Source organism: Hydrogenobaculum sp. 3684 (genome assembly GCF_000213785.1).
Lineage (GTDB): Bacteria > Aquificota > Aquificia > Aquificales > Aquificaceae > Hydrogenobaculum.
The window spans coordinates 1347170-1361171 of the sequence record NC_015557.1 but is presented as its reverse complement, the minus strand read 5'-3'; the positions used below and the strand labels follow the sequence as shown (position 1 = coordinate 1361171).

At 33.8% G+C, this 14002-nt stretch carries 12 protein-coding genes and 2 tRNA genes; 1 reads left to right on the top strand and 13 read right to left on the bottom strand.

What is annotated here, in order from left to right; genetic code table 11:
• Positions 1 to 8 precede the first annotated feature (8 nt).
• Positions 9 to 905 (top strand): GTPase Era, encoded by an 897-nt coding sequence (gene era, locus HYD3684_RS07230; RefSeq protein ID WP_015420005.1) that lies wholly within the window; start codon positions 9 to 11, stop codon positions 903 to 905.
• Here the strand turns inward: era and HYD3684_RS07225 are convergent.
• The 13 genes from HYD3684_RS07225 to HYD3684_RS07165 all read right to left on the bottom strand — a co-directional run bounded on the left by HYD3684_RS07225 (position 902) and on the right by HYD3684_RS07165 (position 13998).
• The gene (locus tag HYD3684_RS07225; protein ID WP_015420004.1) at positions 902 to 1483 is read right to left on the bottom strand and encodes a CDP-alcohol phosphatidyltransferase family protein; all 582 of its coding nucleotides are present in this window, start codon (positions 1481 to 1483) and stop codon (positions 902 to 904) included. The two genes, era and HYD3684_RS07225, sit on opposite strands and share 4 nt — an antisense overlap.
• A complete protein-coding gene (purB, locus tag HYD3684_RS07220; protein ID WP_015420003.1) occupies positions 1480 to 2781 on the bottom strand; it encodes an adenylosuccinate lyase in 1302 nt (433 codons plus the stop codon). The genes HYD3684_RS07225 and purB overlap by 4 nt, the downstream gene beginning before the upstream one ends.
• 35 nt (positions 2782 to 2816) lie before the next feature.
• The gene (locus tag HYD3684_RS07215; protein WP_015420002.1) at positions 2817 to 3248 is read right to left on the bottom strand and encodes a hypothetical protein; all 432 of its coding nucleotides are present in this window, start codon (positions 3246 to 3248) and stop codon (positions 2817 to 2819) included.
• Positions 3248 to 5176 (bottom strand): TonB-dependent receptor plug domain-containing protein, encoded by a 1929-nt coding sequence (locus HYD3684_RS07210; RefSeq protein ID WP_015420001.1) that lies wholly within the window; start codon positions 5174 to 5176, stop codon positions 3248 to 3250. Before HYD3684_RS07210 ends, HYD3684_RS07215 begins: the two co-directional genes overlap by 1 nt.
• Positions 5148 to 6200, bottom strand: a complete 1053-nt coding sequence (locus HYD3684_RS07205) for a GGDEF domain-containing protein (RefSeq protein WP_237698596.1) — start codon at positions 6198 to 6200, stop codon at positions 5148 to 5150. The genes HYD3684_RS07210 and HYD3684_RS07205 overlap by 29 nt, the downstream gene beginning before the upstream one ends.
• Positions 6201 to 6377: 177 nt before the next feature.
• On the bottom strand, positions 6378 to 7451 hold the full coding sequence (locus HYD3684_RS07200; RefSeq protein ID WP_015419999.1) for an NADH:flavin oxidoreductase/NADH oxidase: 1074 nt from the start codon (positions 7449 to 7451) through the stop codon (positions 6378 to 6380).
• A 93-nt stretch (positions 7452 to 7544) separates the two neighbouring features.
• A tRNA-Ile gene (locus HYD3684_RS07195) sits at positions 7545 to 7616 on the bottom strand.
• A gap of 17 nt (positions 7617 to 7633) precedes the next feature.
• Positions 7634 to 7711: transfer RNA gene (locus HYD3684_RS07190), tRNA-Asp, on the bottom strand.
• 18 nt (positions 7712 to 7729) lie between these two features.
• Positions 7730 to 10195 carry a CBS domain-containing protein gene (locus tag HYD3684_RS07185; protein ID WP_015419998.1) on the bottom strand — a complete coding sequence of 822 codons (2466 nt, stop codon included), beginning with the start codon at positions 10193 to 10195 and terminating at the stop codon, positions 7730 to 7732.
• A complete protein-coding gene (gene polX / locus HYD3684_RS07180; RefSeq protein WP_015419997.1) occupies positions 10176 to 11906 on the bottom strand; it encodes a DNA polymerase/3'-5' exonuclease PolX in 1731 nt (576 codons plus the stop codon). Before polX ends, HYD3684_RS07185 begins: the two co-directional genes overlap by 20 nt.
• Positions 11907 to 11930: 24 nt before the next feature.
• Entirely contained in the window at positions 11931 to 12494 is a 564-nt protein-coding gene (locus tag HYD3684_RS07175; protein ID WP_015419996.1) for a DUF4337 domain-containing protein, read from the bottom strand.
• Positions 12494 to 13102, bottom strand: a complete 609-nt coding sequence (locus tag HYD3684_RS07170) for a pentapeptide repeat-containing protein (protein WP_015419995.1) — start codon at positions 13100 to 13102, stop codon at positions 12494 to 12496. Before HYD3684_RS07170 ends, HYD3684_RS07175 begins: the two co-directional genes overlap by 1 nt.
• Positions 13099 to 13998 (bottom strand): 2-oxoacid:ferredoxin oxidoreductase subunit beta, encoded by a 900-nt coding sequence (locus HYD3684_RS07165; RefSeq protein WP_015419994.1) that lies wholly within the window; start codon positions 13996 to 13998, stop codon positions 13099 to 13101. The genes HYD3684_RS07170 and HYD3684_RS07165 overlap by 4 nt, the downstream gene beginning before the upstream one ends.
• Positions 13999 to 14002 lie beyond the last annotated feature (4 nt).

Here is a 14002-nt window from a genome sequence, read left to right as displayed (position 1 = left end):
ATCAAAAGATGAAGGTTGGATTTGTAAGTATAGTAGGAAAGCCAAACGCAGGGAAATCCTCTTTGTTAAATGCTATACTAGGTAAAAAAGTATCCATAGTATCTAACGTAGCTGGCACTACACGCATAAGGGTTATGGGTGTAAAAAATTTAGAAGATGCTCAGATTATCTTTGTGGACACTCCTGGATTCATGAAAAGACCCAAAGACCTCATGGAAGAATACATGGTAAAAGCTGCCAAAGAATCTTTGGAAGATGTAGATGTGCTTTTGTTTGTACTTGACGCTAAAACAGGGATTACCGAAGAGGATTTAAATCTTTTTAAAATCCTAAAAAGGGATTACTCCGACAAAAAAATAATAGGTGTTTTAAACAAAATAGACAGCATATCAAAAGAACAGGTTTTAGAGCTTATAGAAGAGGTATCAAAAATCTTTGCACTAGAAGAAATAGTCCCAGTGAGCGCTACCAAAAATACAAATATAGATGAGCTTTTAAAAACAATCGTAAAATACTTACCAGAACAAGAGATTAAGATGTTTGAACATGAAGAAGACGCTTCTTTGCCTTTAAGACTTCATGTGTCAGAGATTATAAGGGAAAAAGTCCTTCAAAGGACATATCAAGAAGTACCTCATTCTGTAATGGTAATAACCGATTCTATAGAACCTGCCAAAAACAACAAAGACATGATCGTAATAAAAGCTAGGATTTTAGTAGACAGAGAAAATCTAAAACCTATCATTATAGGTAAAAACGGTCAAAATCTTAAAAAAATAGGTACGGAGGCCAGAAAAGAACTTGAATTTTTGCTTGGAAAGAGAGTGTTCTTAGAGCTAACAGTAGAAGCTACAAACTGGCGAACAAAACCAGAGTATGTAAAGTATATGGGTTATATGGGTTAAGAAAGATGTTTTTTTGCGTAAAATATCCTTTCTAAAGTTGTATAAAAAGCCCCTATACCTACTATCAAAAGTCCAAGTTTATAAAACCCAAGAAATGTAAATATTACTATTGTACCAAAACGCTCTGTTCTTTCAAAAAAACCCACCGGAATATCAACACCAAGACTATGAGAACGGGCTTTTGTATAGCTTACTGTAAAACCAAACACCAATGCTAAAAGCCCAAAAAATACACCTTCTATATCTTGAGCTTTTGAGAAAAAAAGTATCATAGCACCTATCGGTAAAGCATCTGATAATCTATCTATAGTAGAATCTAAGAAAGCACCAAAGGAAGAGCTTTTGTTTGTAAGCCTAGCAAGGGCTCCATCCAAAGCGTCAAACAGACCACCTATTAGAAGAATCAAGCTTCCAATATGATTATACCCTTTATAAACAAAAAAAGAGCCTATAGATATTACAACTACTCCTGACAAGGAAATTGTGTTTGGATTTATATTTTTTTCTTTTAAAAAATCAAGAATTGGGTATACAGTTTTTTCAAAAACAGGTTTTAGGCTTTTAGCAAAATGACTCATCCAAAAACTCGTTTAAATATATAATCCCTATGTTTTATAAATTCATAAGGATCCATTATCTTATCAAGATCTTCTTTTGTAAGGTATTTGGAGGCTTCTTTGTCTTCTAAAAGAGCATCTTTAAACATAATACCTTCATCCCAGCTTCTCATAGCACATCTTTTGACTATATCGTAAGCGCTGTCTCTATCTACACCTTTTTGCATAAGATAAACAAGGACTTTTGAAGAAAAGTAAAGACCTTTTGAGATATCCATATTTTTTAGCATTCTATCGGTATTTACCTTTAAGCCTTTCAATATGTATTCAAAAAGCCCAAACATATAATCAAGGCCTATAAAAGTATCTGGTATTATGATGCGCTCAGCGGATGAATGAGATATATCTCTTTCATGCCAGAGGGCTATATTTTCAAAAGCGGCTATCATGTTTGCTCTCATAACTCTTGTAAGTCCGCATATTCTCTCGGCGTGTATTGGGTTTTTCTTATGGGGCATGGCAGAAGATCCTCTTTGAGATTCTGAAAAAGGCTCTTCCATTTCAAGGACTTCTGTTTTCTGGTAATGTCTTATCTCTGTGGCAAACTTTTCCAAAGAAGAGGCTATCAAAGAAAGCACGCTCATAAGATAAGCATGTCTATCCCTATGCACTATTTGACTGGGAGCTGGTTCTGGTTCAAGCCCAAGCTTTTGAAGGGCTATTTTTTCTACCTCTGGGTCTATGTTTGAAAATGTACCTACGGCTCCGGAGATTTTCCCTTTTAATACATCTTTTTTTGCCACTTGAAGGCGTTCTCTTTGCCTTTTTAACTCATCGTACCAAGAGGCAAATTTAAGCCCTACGCTTATAGGTTCTGCATGCACCCCGTGGGTTCTTCCCATCATAACGTTATCTTTATATTTAAAAGCTTTTTCTTTTAAAAGCTCCAAAACTATATCAATATCAATTATTATGCTGTCTATAGCATCTTTTAGTACTAAACTAAGAGCTGTATCTAAGATATCAGAAGATGTAAGCCCCATGTGAAAATACTTTGAATATTCACCAAGTTGCTCTCCTATGGCACTCACAAACGCAAGCACATCGTGCTTATACATCCTCTCATACTCATCTATTTTCTTTTCTACGCTTTCATCCACATATGCTTTACTATCTATAACTTTGTAAGCTTCTTTTGATATTATACCAAGCTCTGCCATAGCATATAAAACAGCTAACTCTACCTCAAGCCACTTCTTATACTTGTTTAAATTTGAGAATATTTCAGCCATTTCTTTTCTTGTATATCTTTCTATCATACAAAATATTTTAGCATTTAGAAGGTTTGTTTAATTTAGAAAATTAAATCTTTTATGCTTACTTCAAAAGGTTTATAATCTTTTGGTAGGGTTATACCAAACCTTCTTAGTCTTTCTTTTACAAACACAAGCTGATATCTTCCATCAAGCCAATAAAGCCCAGCTACAGCATCGGGATTTTTTAACAAAGCATTATAGCTCATTGCCAAAAAGGGCTTGTGAAAAGCTGGTATATAAGAGTTAGATACCACAATATCTGCATTGTTACAATTTAAAGTAAAACTAGCATACCTAAAATAATGAGCTACAGGTTCAATATTTACACCGTCTTGGCATATTATCGGATTGTTTTTACGGGTTAGTGCTATAGCTATTTTCTCTATTAACCTTGAGAGTATGACATTTTTTTCTATCTGAAAAGCTAAGCTTATATACGGTATGATAACAAGAATTAGCAAAAATCTCATTAGAAAAGCCTCTCCAAGCTTATATAAAATGTCGTAGGATAGGCGTTTACGTTGTATAAGCCGCTTGGATTGCCGTTTTGATCATATACGATAATTGGCACCTTGTAAGAGCTGTTTAGTATGTTTTGGGCTTTTAGCGTTATGCTGTAATAAGGGTTTATATGGTAAGTGATGGCACTATCCCACATGTATGTGGAGGGCTCATTTATACCAAAATACCCATCAAAAGGACTTCTGTATACAAGTTCATTGTAAAAATATATATTTTTATACCTATCAAAAAGTTTTATAGAAAACCCTTCATTTGGCGAATGATATAATTTGTTAAGTTTATTAACAAAATAATCAAATTCTATCTTGTTAAAAGAGTTTATAAAATAAGTGTTTGAAAGCCAAAATATATTCATATATATAGGAGATGACATGTTGTAATAACCATAAGGATAGTTAAAGCTTGGTTCTATAGTATTTCTCATATCTATGTAGGCGTATAAGAATCTAATATTATCTCTTGAAAAATTATAATCTGTTTCAAAGCTCAAACCTTTATATTTTACATTTTTAAGATGATAAGGTCCGCTGTATAAAGCATTTCGAAAAGGAGGAGGGGTATAAGTCTTGTAAATGAAACCTTTAAAAGCTATATTATTTTTGGGTTTTGATATATAACCAATTCTTGCAGAATAATCAGAGTTTCTAAAATGCCCGTTGTAAGAGTACCTATCAAACTTTAAATCTCCAAGCAAAAGGTTTCTATCGTTTATATTAAATTGATCTTCTATGTAAGCAGTGTAATAGTTTCTATGAGTATATTTATTTAAAGAATTTATAGGTATATTGTTGTAACTTAGGTTATCTATATCAAAGTTTAAAAGCTGAAAACCAGAGCCTATTATAAGTTTATTCTTATCGGTGGTAAAGGTCTTTAGTATATCCCCAGAGTATTTGTATATGTTCGCATTTAAATTGTAAAAAATGGGTATTTCTCCTTGATTTAAAGCATATGGTATGTAAAGAGGGAAATCAAATGAATTTTTATAATTATCTTTATGTTCCATGTCTAAAGCAAAGTGAATTTTTAGGCTTTTATCGAAATAATCTGTAAAGGATATATAGGCATCTTGGTCTTTGTCTGTACCACCCACTGGATTTACAAATTCAGCCCCTACAAATACGTTTTGTTTTGATCTAACAGCGCTTATATCAATATGCCAGTTAGAAAAATGTGTGTATCCTTTGTGATTTAGGTTTAAAAAAGCGTATTGTTTAAAGGCGTTTCTTGAATGTTCTATATTTAGTACGTTAAACTTTGGGAAGGCCTCGTAGGCTTGATCGTACATAAAAGAATAAGAAAAGTTTTTATTTATGGGTTTTGCACTAGAAAACCCAACATTGTAGCCACCTCTTGAGTTAAGAGTGATTCTTAAAGATGATATATTCTCCCTCGATGGTTTTTTAGTGTATATCTTAATAATAACAAGTTTTGGCGTATTGCCAAGAATGACAGAACCTGGGCCAAGATATATTTCTATATGATCAACATCGTTTAAAGGATAATCTGCATACAAATTAAAATCTCCATTAAAGCCAGAGCTTACAAGATGATCATTTATATAAATAGCAAATTGGTTGTAATAATCGTAAGCAAACCCACCTAGCGTTAGAGAGTAGTTCCCGCTTTCATTTGGCCCATAGTTAAATATTGGAATTGATTTCAGCACATCTTCAAGGGTATATGCTTGCATGCGCCTTAAATCTTGCCTTGTTATAATAATCCAATGCCCTAAACTCTCTTTTCTTGTCTGATAAGATAAATCAGATTTGCTGTTGTACATAGACAAAAGCTTACTTATGTTTTGACTAAAAGCTAAAGAGGTGATAAATTCAACACAAAACAAACTAAGAAGTAACAGCTTTTTTATCTTCATAAACCTCTATTCTATCCCTACCGCTTCTTTTTGCCTTATAAAGAGCCTCATCGGCTTTTTTAATAGCTTCATCCAAGTTTTTAGCTTTTAAACATACCCCTATAGATACGCTAATTTTTATATTGTGATTGCTGATATTAATATCAATAGATTTTATTTTTATCCTCAATCGCTCTAAAGTATTTAAACAAGCCTCATGGTGTTTGCATTTTAAAAGTATCAAAAACTCTTCACCGCCCCATCTTAAAACAATATCATCTTTTCTTACGGAACTTTTTATAGCTTGAGCTAACTCTTTTAGAACTGTGTCACCAGCATCGTGTCCATACGTATCGTTTACTCTCTTAAAAAAATCAATATCTAACATAGCAACTACGTAATCTTCTTGATTGTTTTTTATACTTTTAAGCAGTTTTCTATTTGGTAAGCCTGTAAGTTCATCTATATAAGATTCTATCTTGTAAGCTCTTGTTTTGAAAAGCAAAAATACTATAGTCAGCAAAAACAACAACGACATTATATCGATAATTATTATGCCTATTTTTATACTCGCTAAGGTATCTTTTAAACTTTTTAACGTACTCAACTTATAATCTATTATTATCAATGCTTTATAGGGTTTATCGTGTATCAAGACGTTTAGTGGGTAGTAAAGAGAAAAACCCACGTTTTCTATAGTATCATGGTATTTTACATAAGATGTACCAGTTTTTATAGCTTTTAATATAACATGTTTTTCATCTGTAGTGGGCATAAAAACCCGTGGGTAGCTAATACCATGCTTTGGTAAATCCTCTACGCTGTATAAAATACCGTTTTTATAGACAAGCACAAAAACTCTCTGTATATCTTTTGAAAGCAATAGCGGAAGATAGTTGTCAAGCTCCTTGTAAGATTTGTTGTTTACTTTTAAAGCTATATTGGAAACTGTGGCTTGGGTTTGGTTATAAACAATATTTATTATAGACTTAGAAAGCTTAACTTCAATTCTATGAAGTTCATAAGATATAAAAAGAAAAGCCAAAATTATAAAAATTATATAAAAACGTTCTAACCCCTCTTTTTTAAATGACATGGATAATATTTTAACATAACGATATAAATAGAGATAGGATAGGAATACAGAGTAGTAAAAACACTTTTCAGACAAGTAAGTCTGCCATAGTTTATGTGTTTAAGATTTATATTTTAGAAAATTATATCAAACATCCAGATAATATCCTCTTTGATACTGATTTGGAATATCTATCTTGATGTTTCTTGACATAGCCCATTTTATAGGAAGATATGGCTCTTGCAAGAAAAGACGAGCTATAGCCACAAGGTCTGCTCTTTTGTTTTTTATAATCTCGTTTGCCATATCAAAGGATGTGATACCACCCACCGCCATCGTTTTTATACCCACTTCTTTTTTGATGGTTTCAGCAAATACTATCTGATGGGCTCTGTAATAATCGTTTGGTGGTACTCCAAAGGCTATCCCACCAGAAGAGCAGTCTATCACATCAACGCCTTTGGTTTTTAGGATTTTAGAAAGTGCTATAGAATCTTCCAAATCCCATCCACCATCCACGTGATCCACTACCGATATCCTGACAAAAAGTGGCATCTCGCCGGGTACAATGCTTCTTATAGCTTCTGTTATCTCTATTAAAAGCCTAATACGGTTTTCAAAAGTACCACCGTATTCATCTGTTCGTTTGTTTGTAATAGGTGATAAGAACTCGTTTAAAAGATATCCGTGGGCCGCATGGATTTCTATCACATCAAAACCAGCTTTTAAAGCTCTTTGTGTAGCTTTTACAAACTTTTCTACAATATTTTTTATATCTTCTTTGGTCATCTCTTTGGGAGTTTTCCAATTAGGACCAAAGGCTATTGGGCTTGGTGCTATTAAATCAAGCTCATCATAACCAAACCTCTGAAGATTATCCCAGGGTCTTCCTCCAAAAGCTTTTCTACCAGCGTGAGCTAGCTGTATACCTACTTTTGCTCCAAAGCTATGACATATATCCACTATACGCTTTAAACCTTCTATATGCTCATCTTTGTATATACCAAGGTCTTGTTTTGATATAACACCCTCAGGAGATACAGCACAAGCTTCTGTAAAAATAAGACCAGTGCCCCCAGCTGCTCTTGAACCATAATGAGCTATGTGAAAATCCTTTACAAAGCCATCTTCTGAAGAATACATGCACATAGGGGACATAACAATACGGTTTCTAAGCACCAAAGACCTAAGCTCTAATGGAGTAAATAGATTTTCTTTCATATTTTTAAGTTTATCATGTTAAAAGCCAAATAAAAAGTATAAAAACTACAAAAATAAAATGAAATTGTCAGTTAGATAATATGAGAAAAAGCATGGGCCTGGAAGGACTCGAACCTCCAACCGGACGGTTATGAGCCGTCTGCTCTGCCTTTGAGCTACAGGCCCTACGTTAATTAAGAAGATGGCGGAGCAGACGGGATTCGAACCCGCGACCTCCGACGTGACAGGCCGGCGTTCTAGGCCGGCTGAACTACTGCTCCAGCCATCTAAATATTATATCATAGACTATAAATTTTGTCCATCTCAATTAATTTTGATTCTTCAATAACTTTAGAACGATCCGCTGGTGGTATAGAGCTTATATCTATATTTGGTTTTAGGTTTTTAAGATGAGAAAGATATTTTACTATACGGTTCATAACATCTACGTTTCCCTCGGTGGCAAAAAGGGCTAATTCCTCCAAGCCAAAGGGCTTTAATATCTTGTATAGTTCCGATGGTTTTTTGGCTTTTAAAATCTCTGATATAATGTGTTTTATATTGATCTCAAGAAATCTGTAAATAAATGCCGGGGCGCTTATAGCTTTTAAAATCTCTTCTAAAGAAGGGGCGTTTTTTATCAAAAGCCAAAAAAATATCCAAGAGGCCTCTTTAAAAGGGGTTTTGTACTCCAACAAATACCAATCAGAAAACATCTTTAGGTTTTTAGATTTTTCTTCTATATAAATATAATCTGGTTTGTATTCAAACAACGATTCTATGATGCCGTATTTTTTGTAAGTTTCAAAAATGTTTTCAAACTCTTTTTCTTGAAGGGCTATTTTTAGTTCGTTGAATATTCTTCCTTTTGGAGCGTATTTTAGCATACCTTTTTGTAAAGCCTCTTCTAAAAGTCTTTTGGTGTCTTTTGAAAGTTTGAAGTTTAGTTTGGCCTCAAATCTTATGGCTCTTAATATCCTAACTGGGTCTTCTATAAAACTAAGTGGGTGTAAAACCCTTATAATCTTATTCTTTATATCGTTTAAAGCTCCAAAATAATCTATCACAGTGCCAAAATCTTTTTCATCAAGAGAAAGAAGAAGCGTATTTATAGTAAAATCTCTTCTAAACAAATCCTCTTTTAAAGAGGCTTTTGACACCACCGGGTAAGAACCTGCCATCTCATAATACTCTCTTCTAGTGCTTGAGATTTCTATTTTAAAACCCTTGTACTTAAAATGAACGCTGTTAAAACCAAGAAATCTATGGGTTTTTATACCATGAGATTTTAAGCTTTGCTCTAATAGGTCTATATCCCCTTCAAAAACAAAATCAATATCGTAAGAAGGTCTATTTAAAATGATATCTCTTACCACACCACCTACTAAATAAAGCTTTTCACCTTTTGGTATAAAGTTTTTAATATCAATAATGATATCTATCATATAAGATGGTATATTTATATGCTTTGTGGAAATATTGCGTTCTTCATCTTCGGTGATATGTCTTATAAGATCTGATTTTGTTATTATACCCACCAACTTTCCCTCTTTGTCCAATACCCCTATCATAGGTGCCAAAGGGTTTTCTAAAAACACTTTTTCAGCTTCCCAAATAAAATCATCCTCTTTTAAAAGCGGTATACTTACCAAAAGCTCTTGTACTTTGCTATCTTTTGAGATATCCAAAGCTTTTGCCAATATCTTTTTGGTAATGGCACCTATCACATGTTCATTCTCATCTAAAACTGGGGCTTTTGAGATCTTGAAGTTTGAAAGTGTATAAAAAGCCTCTTCTACGCTCATATCTTTTTTTAGGGTAAGCGGGTGTTTTGTCATAATATCTTTTAGGGTTATCTTTGGGTTTTCTTCTTTTAAAAGCTCTAAAATGATACTTTTTAATTTTTTAGAAGATACAAAGTTTAGTTTTAAACCAGAGGCAAGCGTATGACCACCCCCTCCTAATTTTGATAAAATGCGTTCTACATCTATAGTTTTTGAGCGTGCTACCACATAGGTATTTATAGAAGAAGACATGATGATAAAATAAGCATCAAGGTTTTCAAGCTCCTTTACATCTCTTAAACTCTCAATTACACTTTCTTGAGTAGTGTCAAGCACTATAAAACCTATCTTTTTGCCATTTATATTTAAAATCTCCAAACTCTTTAGATATTCTTCTACATGAATCAAATCTTTTAGGCTTATATAATATTTTACATATTTGTTTACAAATTCTATATCCCCGCCCATCTTTATAAGATAAGAAGCCACTTCAAAATCCCTTGGGCTTATATCTTTTATGGAAAAATAGTTTGTATCGTCGTATATACCGCAAAGCAAGACAGATGCATCTTCTTTTGATATAGATACATCTTTTTTTATAAGATGCTCTACTATAAGCGTAGTACAAGCCCCAAGAGTTTCATCTATGTAAGCTTCCACAAGTAGTTCTTTTTCTATGTGTCTTATGTGATGATCAAACAGCGTTATTTTTTTAATCTTTTCTTTTTTTAAAAGCCCAAAAACAAAATCTATAGATGAATAATCCACTGTAAAAATATGTATATTTTCTAGCCCCTCTAAAGATTTTAAAATATTAAATCTATCTTTTATATCTTCAAAGAGTTTTCTGGCTTTTGGACTAAAAGATGTGTAAAAAAGTTTTGCATCTTTTTCTAAAAGCGATATACCGTATATAGAGCTTAAAGCGTCTAAATCTGCGTTTGGTGGAAGCAAAAGCACCTTAGCGCTTTTTTCGGACAAACGCTCTTACCTCTTGTAGTGGCTTTGTGTTTAAAACCCGTTCTTTCAAAGCCCAACCTCTTCTTGCAAGCCCAACCCCTACTTTCATAAACTGAAGATGAGAAGAGGAATGAGAATCCGTTACTATGCTTATCGTTACCCCTCTTTCTACTGCAAGCCTTATGTTGTCTGGGGATAAATCTGCCCTTGGAATGTTTAATTCTAACGCCGTGTTGGTATCAAGGGCTGCTTTTATCACCTCTTCCATATTTAGTATGTATCCATCTCTATAACCGTAATTTTTACCAGTGGGATGCCCTATTTGATTTACATATTTGTTGTGGCAAGCTTTTATTATGCGTTTTGTATTATCAGTGCTAGGCGACATGTGAGAGTGGATAGAAGCTACTACATAGTCAAACTCCTCTAAAAAGCTATCTGGCAAATCTAAAGATCCATCTTCTAATATATCCACCTCACAGCCTCTTAGTATAGTCATACCTTTGTACTCTTTTTGGATCTGTTCTATCTCTTTCCACTGATTCCTAAAGCCCTCTTCATCTAAACCGCCTGCCACTCTTAGGGATTTGGTATGATCTGATATGACGATATATTTATATCCAAGTTCGTAGCATGTTTGCACCATCTGTCTTAAAGAAGCTTTACCATCTGAGTATGTGGTATGCATATGAAAATCGCCTTTTATATCATCATAATCCACTAGCTCTGGTACTTTGCCTTGCATGGCAAGTTCAATCTCACCTTTATCTTCTCTTATCTCAGGTGGAGGCATCACCATACCCAAGATGTTGTAAATATCTTCTTCTTTTTCACCCCCAAGCCTTTTACCAGAAGATATTTCAAAAATACCGTATTCGCTTATCTTATAACCTTTTTCTTTGGCGATATCCCTTATCCTTACGTTGTGCTCTTTAGAACCTGTAAAATATTGAAGACCAGAACCCCATTCTTCTTCTTTTAAAACCCTTAAATCCACTTGTTTTGAGTTTTTAAGAAGAATAGATGTCTTTGTTTCACCGCTTCCAATAACTTGCTCTATATCTTTATAAGCTTTAAAATACTCATGAATTTTTGGAAAATCCTCTTTTTTGGCAGACACCAGTATATCTATATCACCTATAGTTTCTTTCATGCGTCTTAAAGAACCAGCCACAGATATATTTATTATCTCTTTACAACCTTTCATGTAGTTAAGTATATCTTGAGCCAAAGAATAGGCTTCTGTTATAAACATCCTCTCTTTTGATTGTTCAAAAAGAGCTATACCTCTTTTTATATTTTCTATTTTTTTGGGGCCAAAGCCTTTTATGGTTTTTATACGTGGATCGTCTAAAGCTTTTAAAAGTTCTTCCTTGTTTTTTATGCCAAAAACATCGTAAAGAGTCTTAAGAGTCTTGGGCCCAATACCAGGAGCATCCATTATATCAAGAAGTTCTTTTGGGACTTTTTGCAAAAACTCATCGTGCTTTTTTATACGACCAGTTTTTAAATACTCTTCTATCTTTTCTAAAGAGGATTCCCCTATACCGTGTATTTGGTTTGAGCTAAGGTATTCTTTTAGCTCATCTACACTTTTTATATCTTTGTCTATTTCAAAAAGAATATCTGCTACTTTCTGATAAGCCAAAACTCTAAACTTGTTCTCCCCCAAAAACTCCGCCGCCAGAGCCATCTCTTTAAAGAGTTTTGCTATATCCTTAGTGGATGCCATAAGATGTATTATACAACGTTTTTACTAAAAAGCTATGTTGTATACAAAAAGCCCAAAACCTATAAGAGCGGATATCAAAGAAATGTAAAAAAACTCTTTTCTTCTGGTAAGGGCTGACACTGAAGCCACCGCAATACCTATTTGTAAAAGAAGTTGCGATATCATAAACATATGATGCTTTTCATAATAATGTTCACTTTGAATGGTCTTTTGCTCAACTTGTTTTTCTAAATCTTTGGCTTTTTTCATTATCTCTATTTTTTGATTTTTGTATTTTTTTATATATTCCTCAAACTTTGGATTTTCCTTTATATAGTTTGCTATGGTATACATATGATATCTCATATCTTTAGCTTGATAGTAGTTCCAAAGGTCCGTGGCTTTGTTCTGCAAAAGTACCGCATCGTTTTTTGCCACTATAGTCTTTGTAACGTATATTTCAGATTGCATACTCACAAGACCGCTTAACACAGCCATTATTGTAGTGGCTAAAGATACCCACAAGAGCCATTTCTCTTTGGCTTTCTCCTCTTTTATAGTCTCTTCTATCAGTTCTTTGGCATGCTCTTCAATAGGACTTTCTTCCATCAATCCACTCCTTCTGAGTGGTATTCGTCTAATGGATGATTTTCTGATGATACACCACCCCAAGGTTTTTTGCCGTAAAATTTTGCCTCTACGTCTTTTATATTCTTTAGTGTTGAGCTTTTAAAATTAACACTTCTTAAATCTGTGTTTATAAAATCTATATCTTCTAATGAGCTTTCTTGAAAGTGAGAACCCTTTAATATAGCATCTTTAAAATTCACATTTTTTAAATGAGTACCTACAAAAGCACCATCAAGCATCTGGGCCTTTTCCATGTTGGAGCTTATTATATCACAACTTATAAACTTTGTTAGACCCATGAAAGCATATTTAAAAGAGCAGTTTTCAAAATAGCACTTGTCAAAAGTGGTCCTTTGAAAATTTACCCTCTCAAAGTTGCAGTTTACAAATTTACAGTTTACAAAATCAGCTTCTGGTACAAAACACTCTGTAAAATCTATATCTTTAAAGGTAATATTCTTAAAGCTAGCGCAGGTAAAGGTAGAAAAACAAAGGCTTAAGCCCTCAAGGCTTAAGCCCTCCAATATCTCATTTGAAAAGTCACACTCTGTTAAGTCCTTCGTTTTTGCCTTTTCTAAAAAATTCATACAGGCAATACTTTACACTCATCTATAAAAACTTGAGGGTTTATATCCTTTGAAGCTTTGTATTTGGTTTTTACTTCTTTTACCCTATCTTGATAGGTAGGCTCTTCTTTTTGATAGAAAATACCTATAGGTACTTTGGCAGATTCGTTGTAATAATGCTCTAGGTCTTTCATAGCTAACTCTAAAGCTTTTTGTAAGTTATCTAACTCATTGTGGCCTTGTTCATTTATATCTATAGTCTTATCTTTATAGTATTTGAAAGTATCTACTTTGTTGTATGTAGGACATGGAGATATGATGTTTACAAAGCTAAAACCTCTATGAGATATAGCCTTTTTGATAATATCGCTCATATGTTTGAGATTGCCAGCATAAGTTTGTGCCACAAAGGTAGCACCAAAAGTAAGCATGTAGGATATAGGATTTATTGGCTTATCTATAGAACCATAAGGCGTTAAAGAGCCGTAAAGTCCTTCTCTTGAAGTGGGTGATATTTGATTTTTAGTAAGACCATACACTTGGTTGTCCATACAAAGTACCGTGATATCTATGTTTCTTCTAGCCGCATGTGGGTTATGGCCAGAACCTATAGAGAATAAATCCCCGTCTCCAGCTTCTACTAAGACGGTGAGATCTGGATTTGCAATTTTTACACCTATAGCTGTAGGTATAGCTCTACCATGAAGTACATGCATACTGTAGTTTTTCAAAAACAAAGGTGCTCTAGAGGAGCATCCTATACCAGATACAGATACTACGTTTTCTGGTCTTATTTTAAGCTCTGAAAGAGCTTTTGTAATGGCGCTTATAACACCAAAATCCCCACATCCTGGACACCATGTGGGTTCTATATCGCTTCTATAATCCGCTGGTTGAAGCTCCAACTGTTGTTCCATAAAA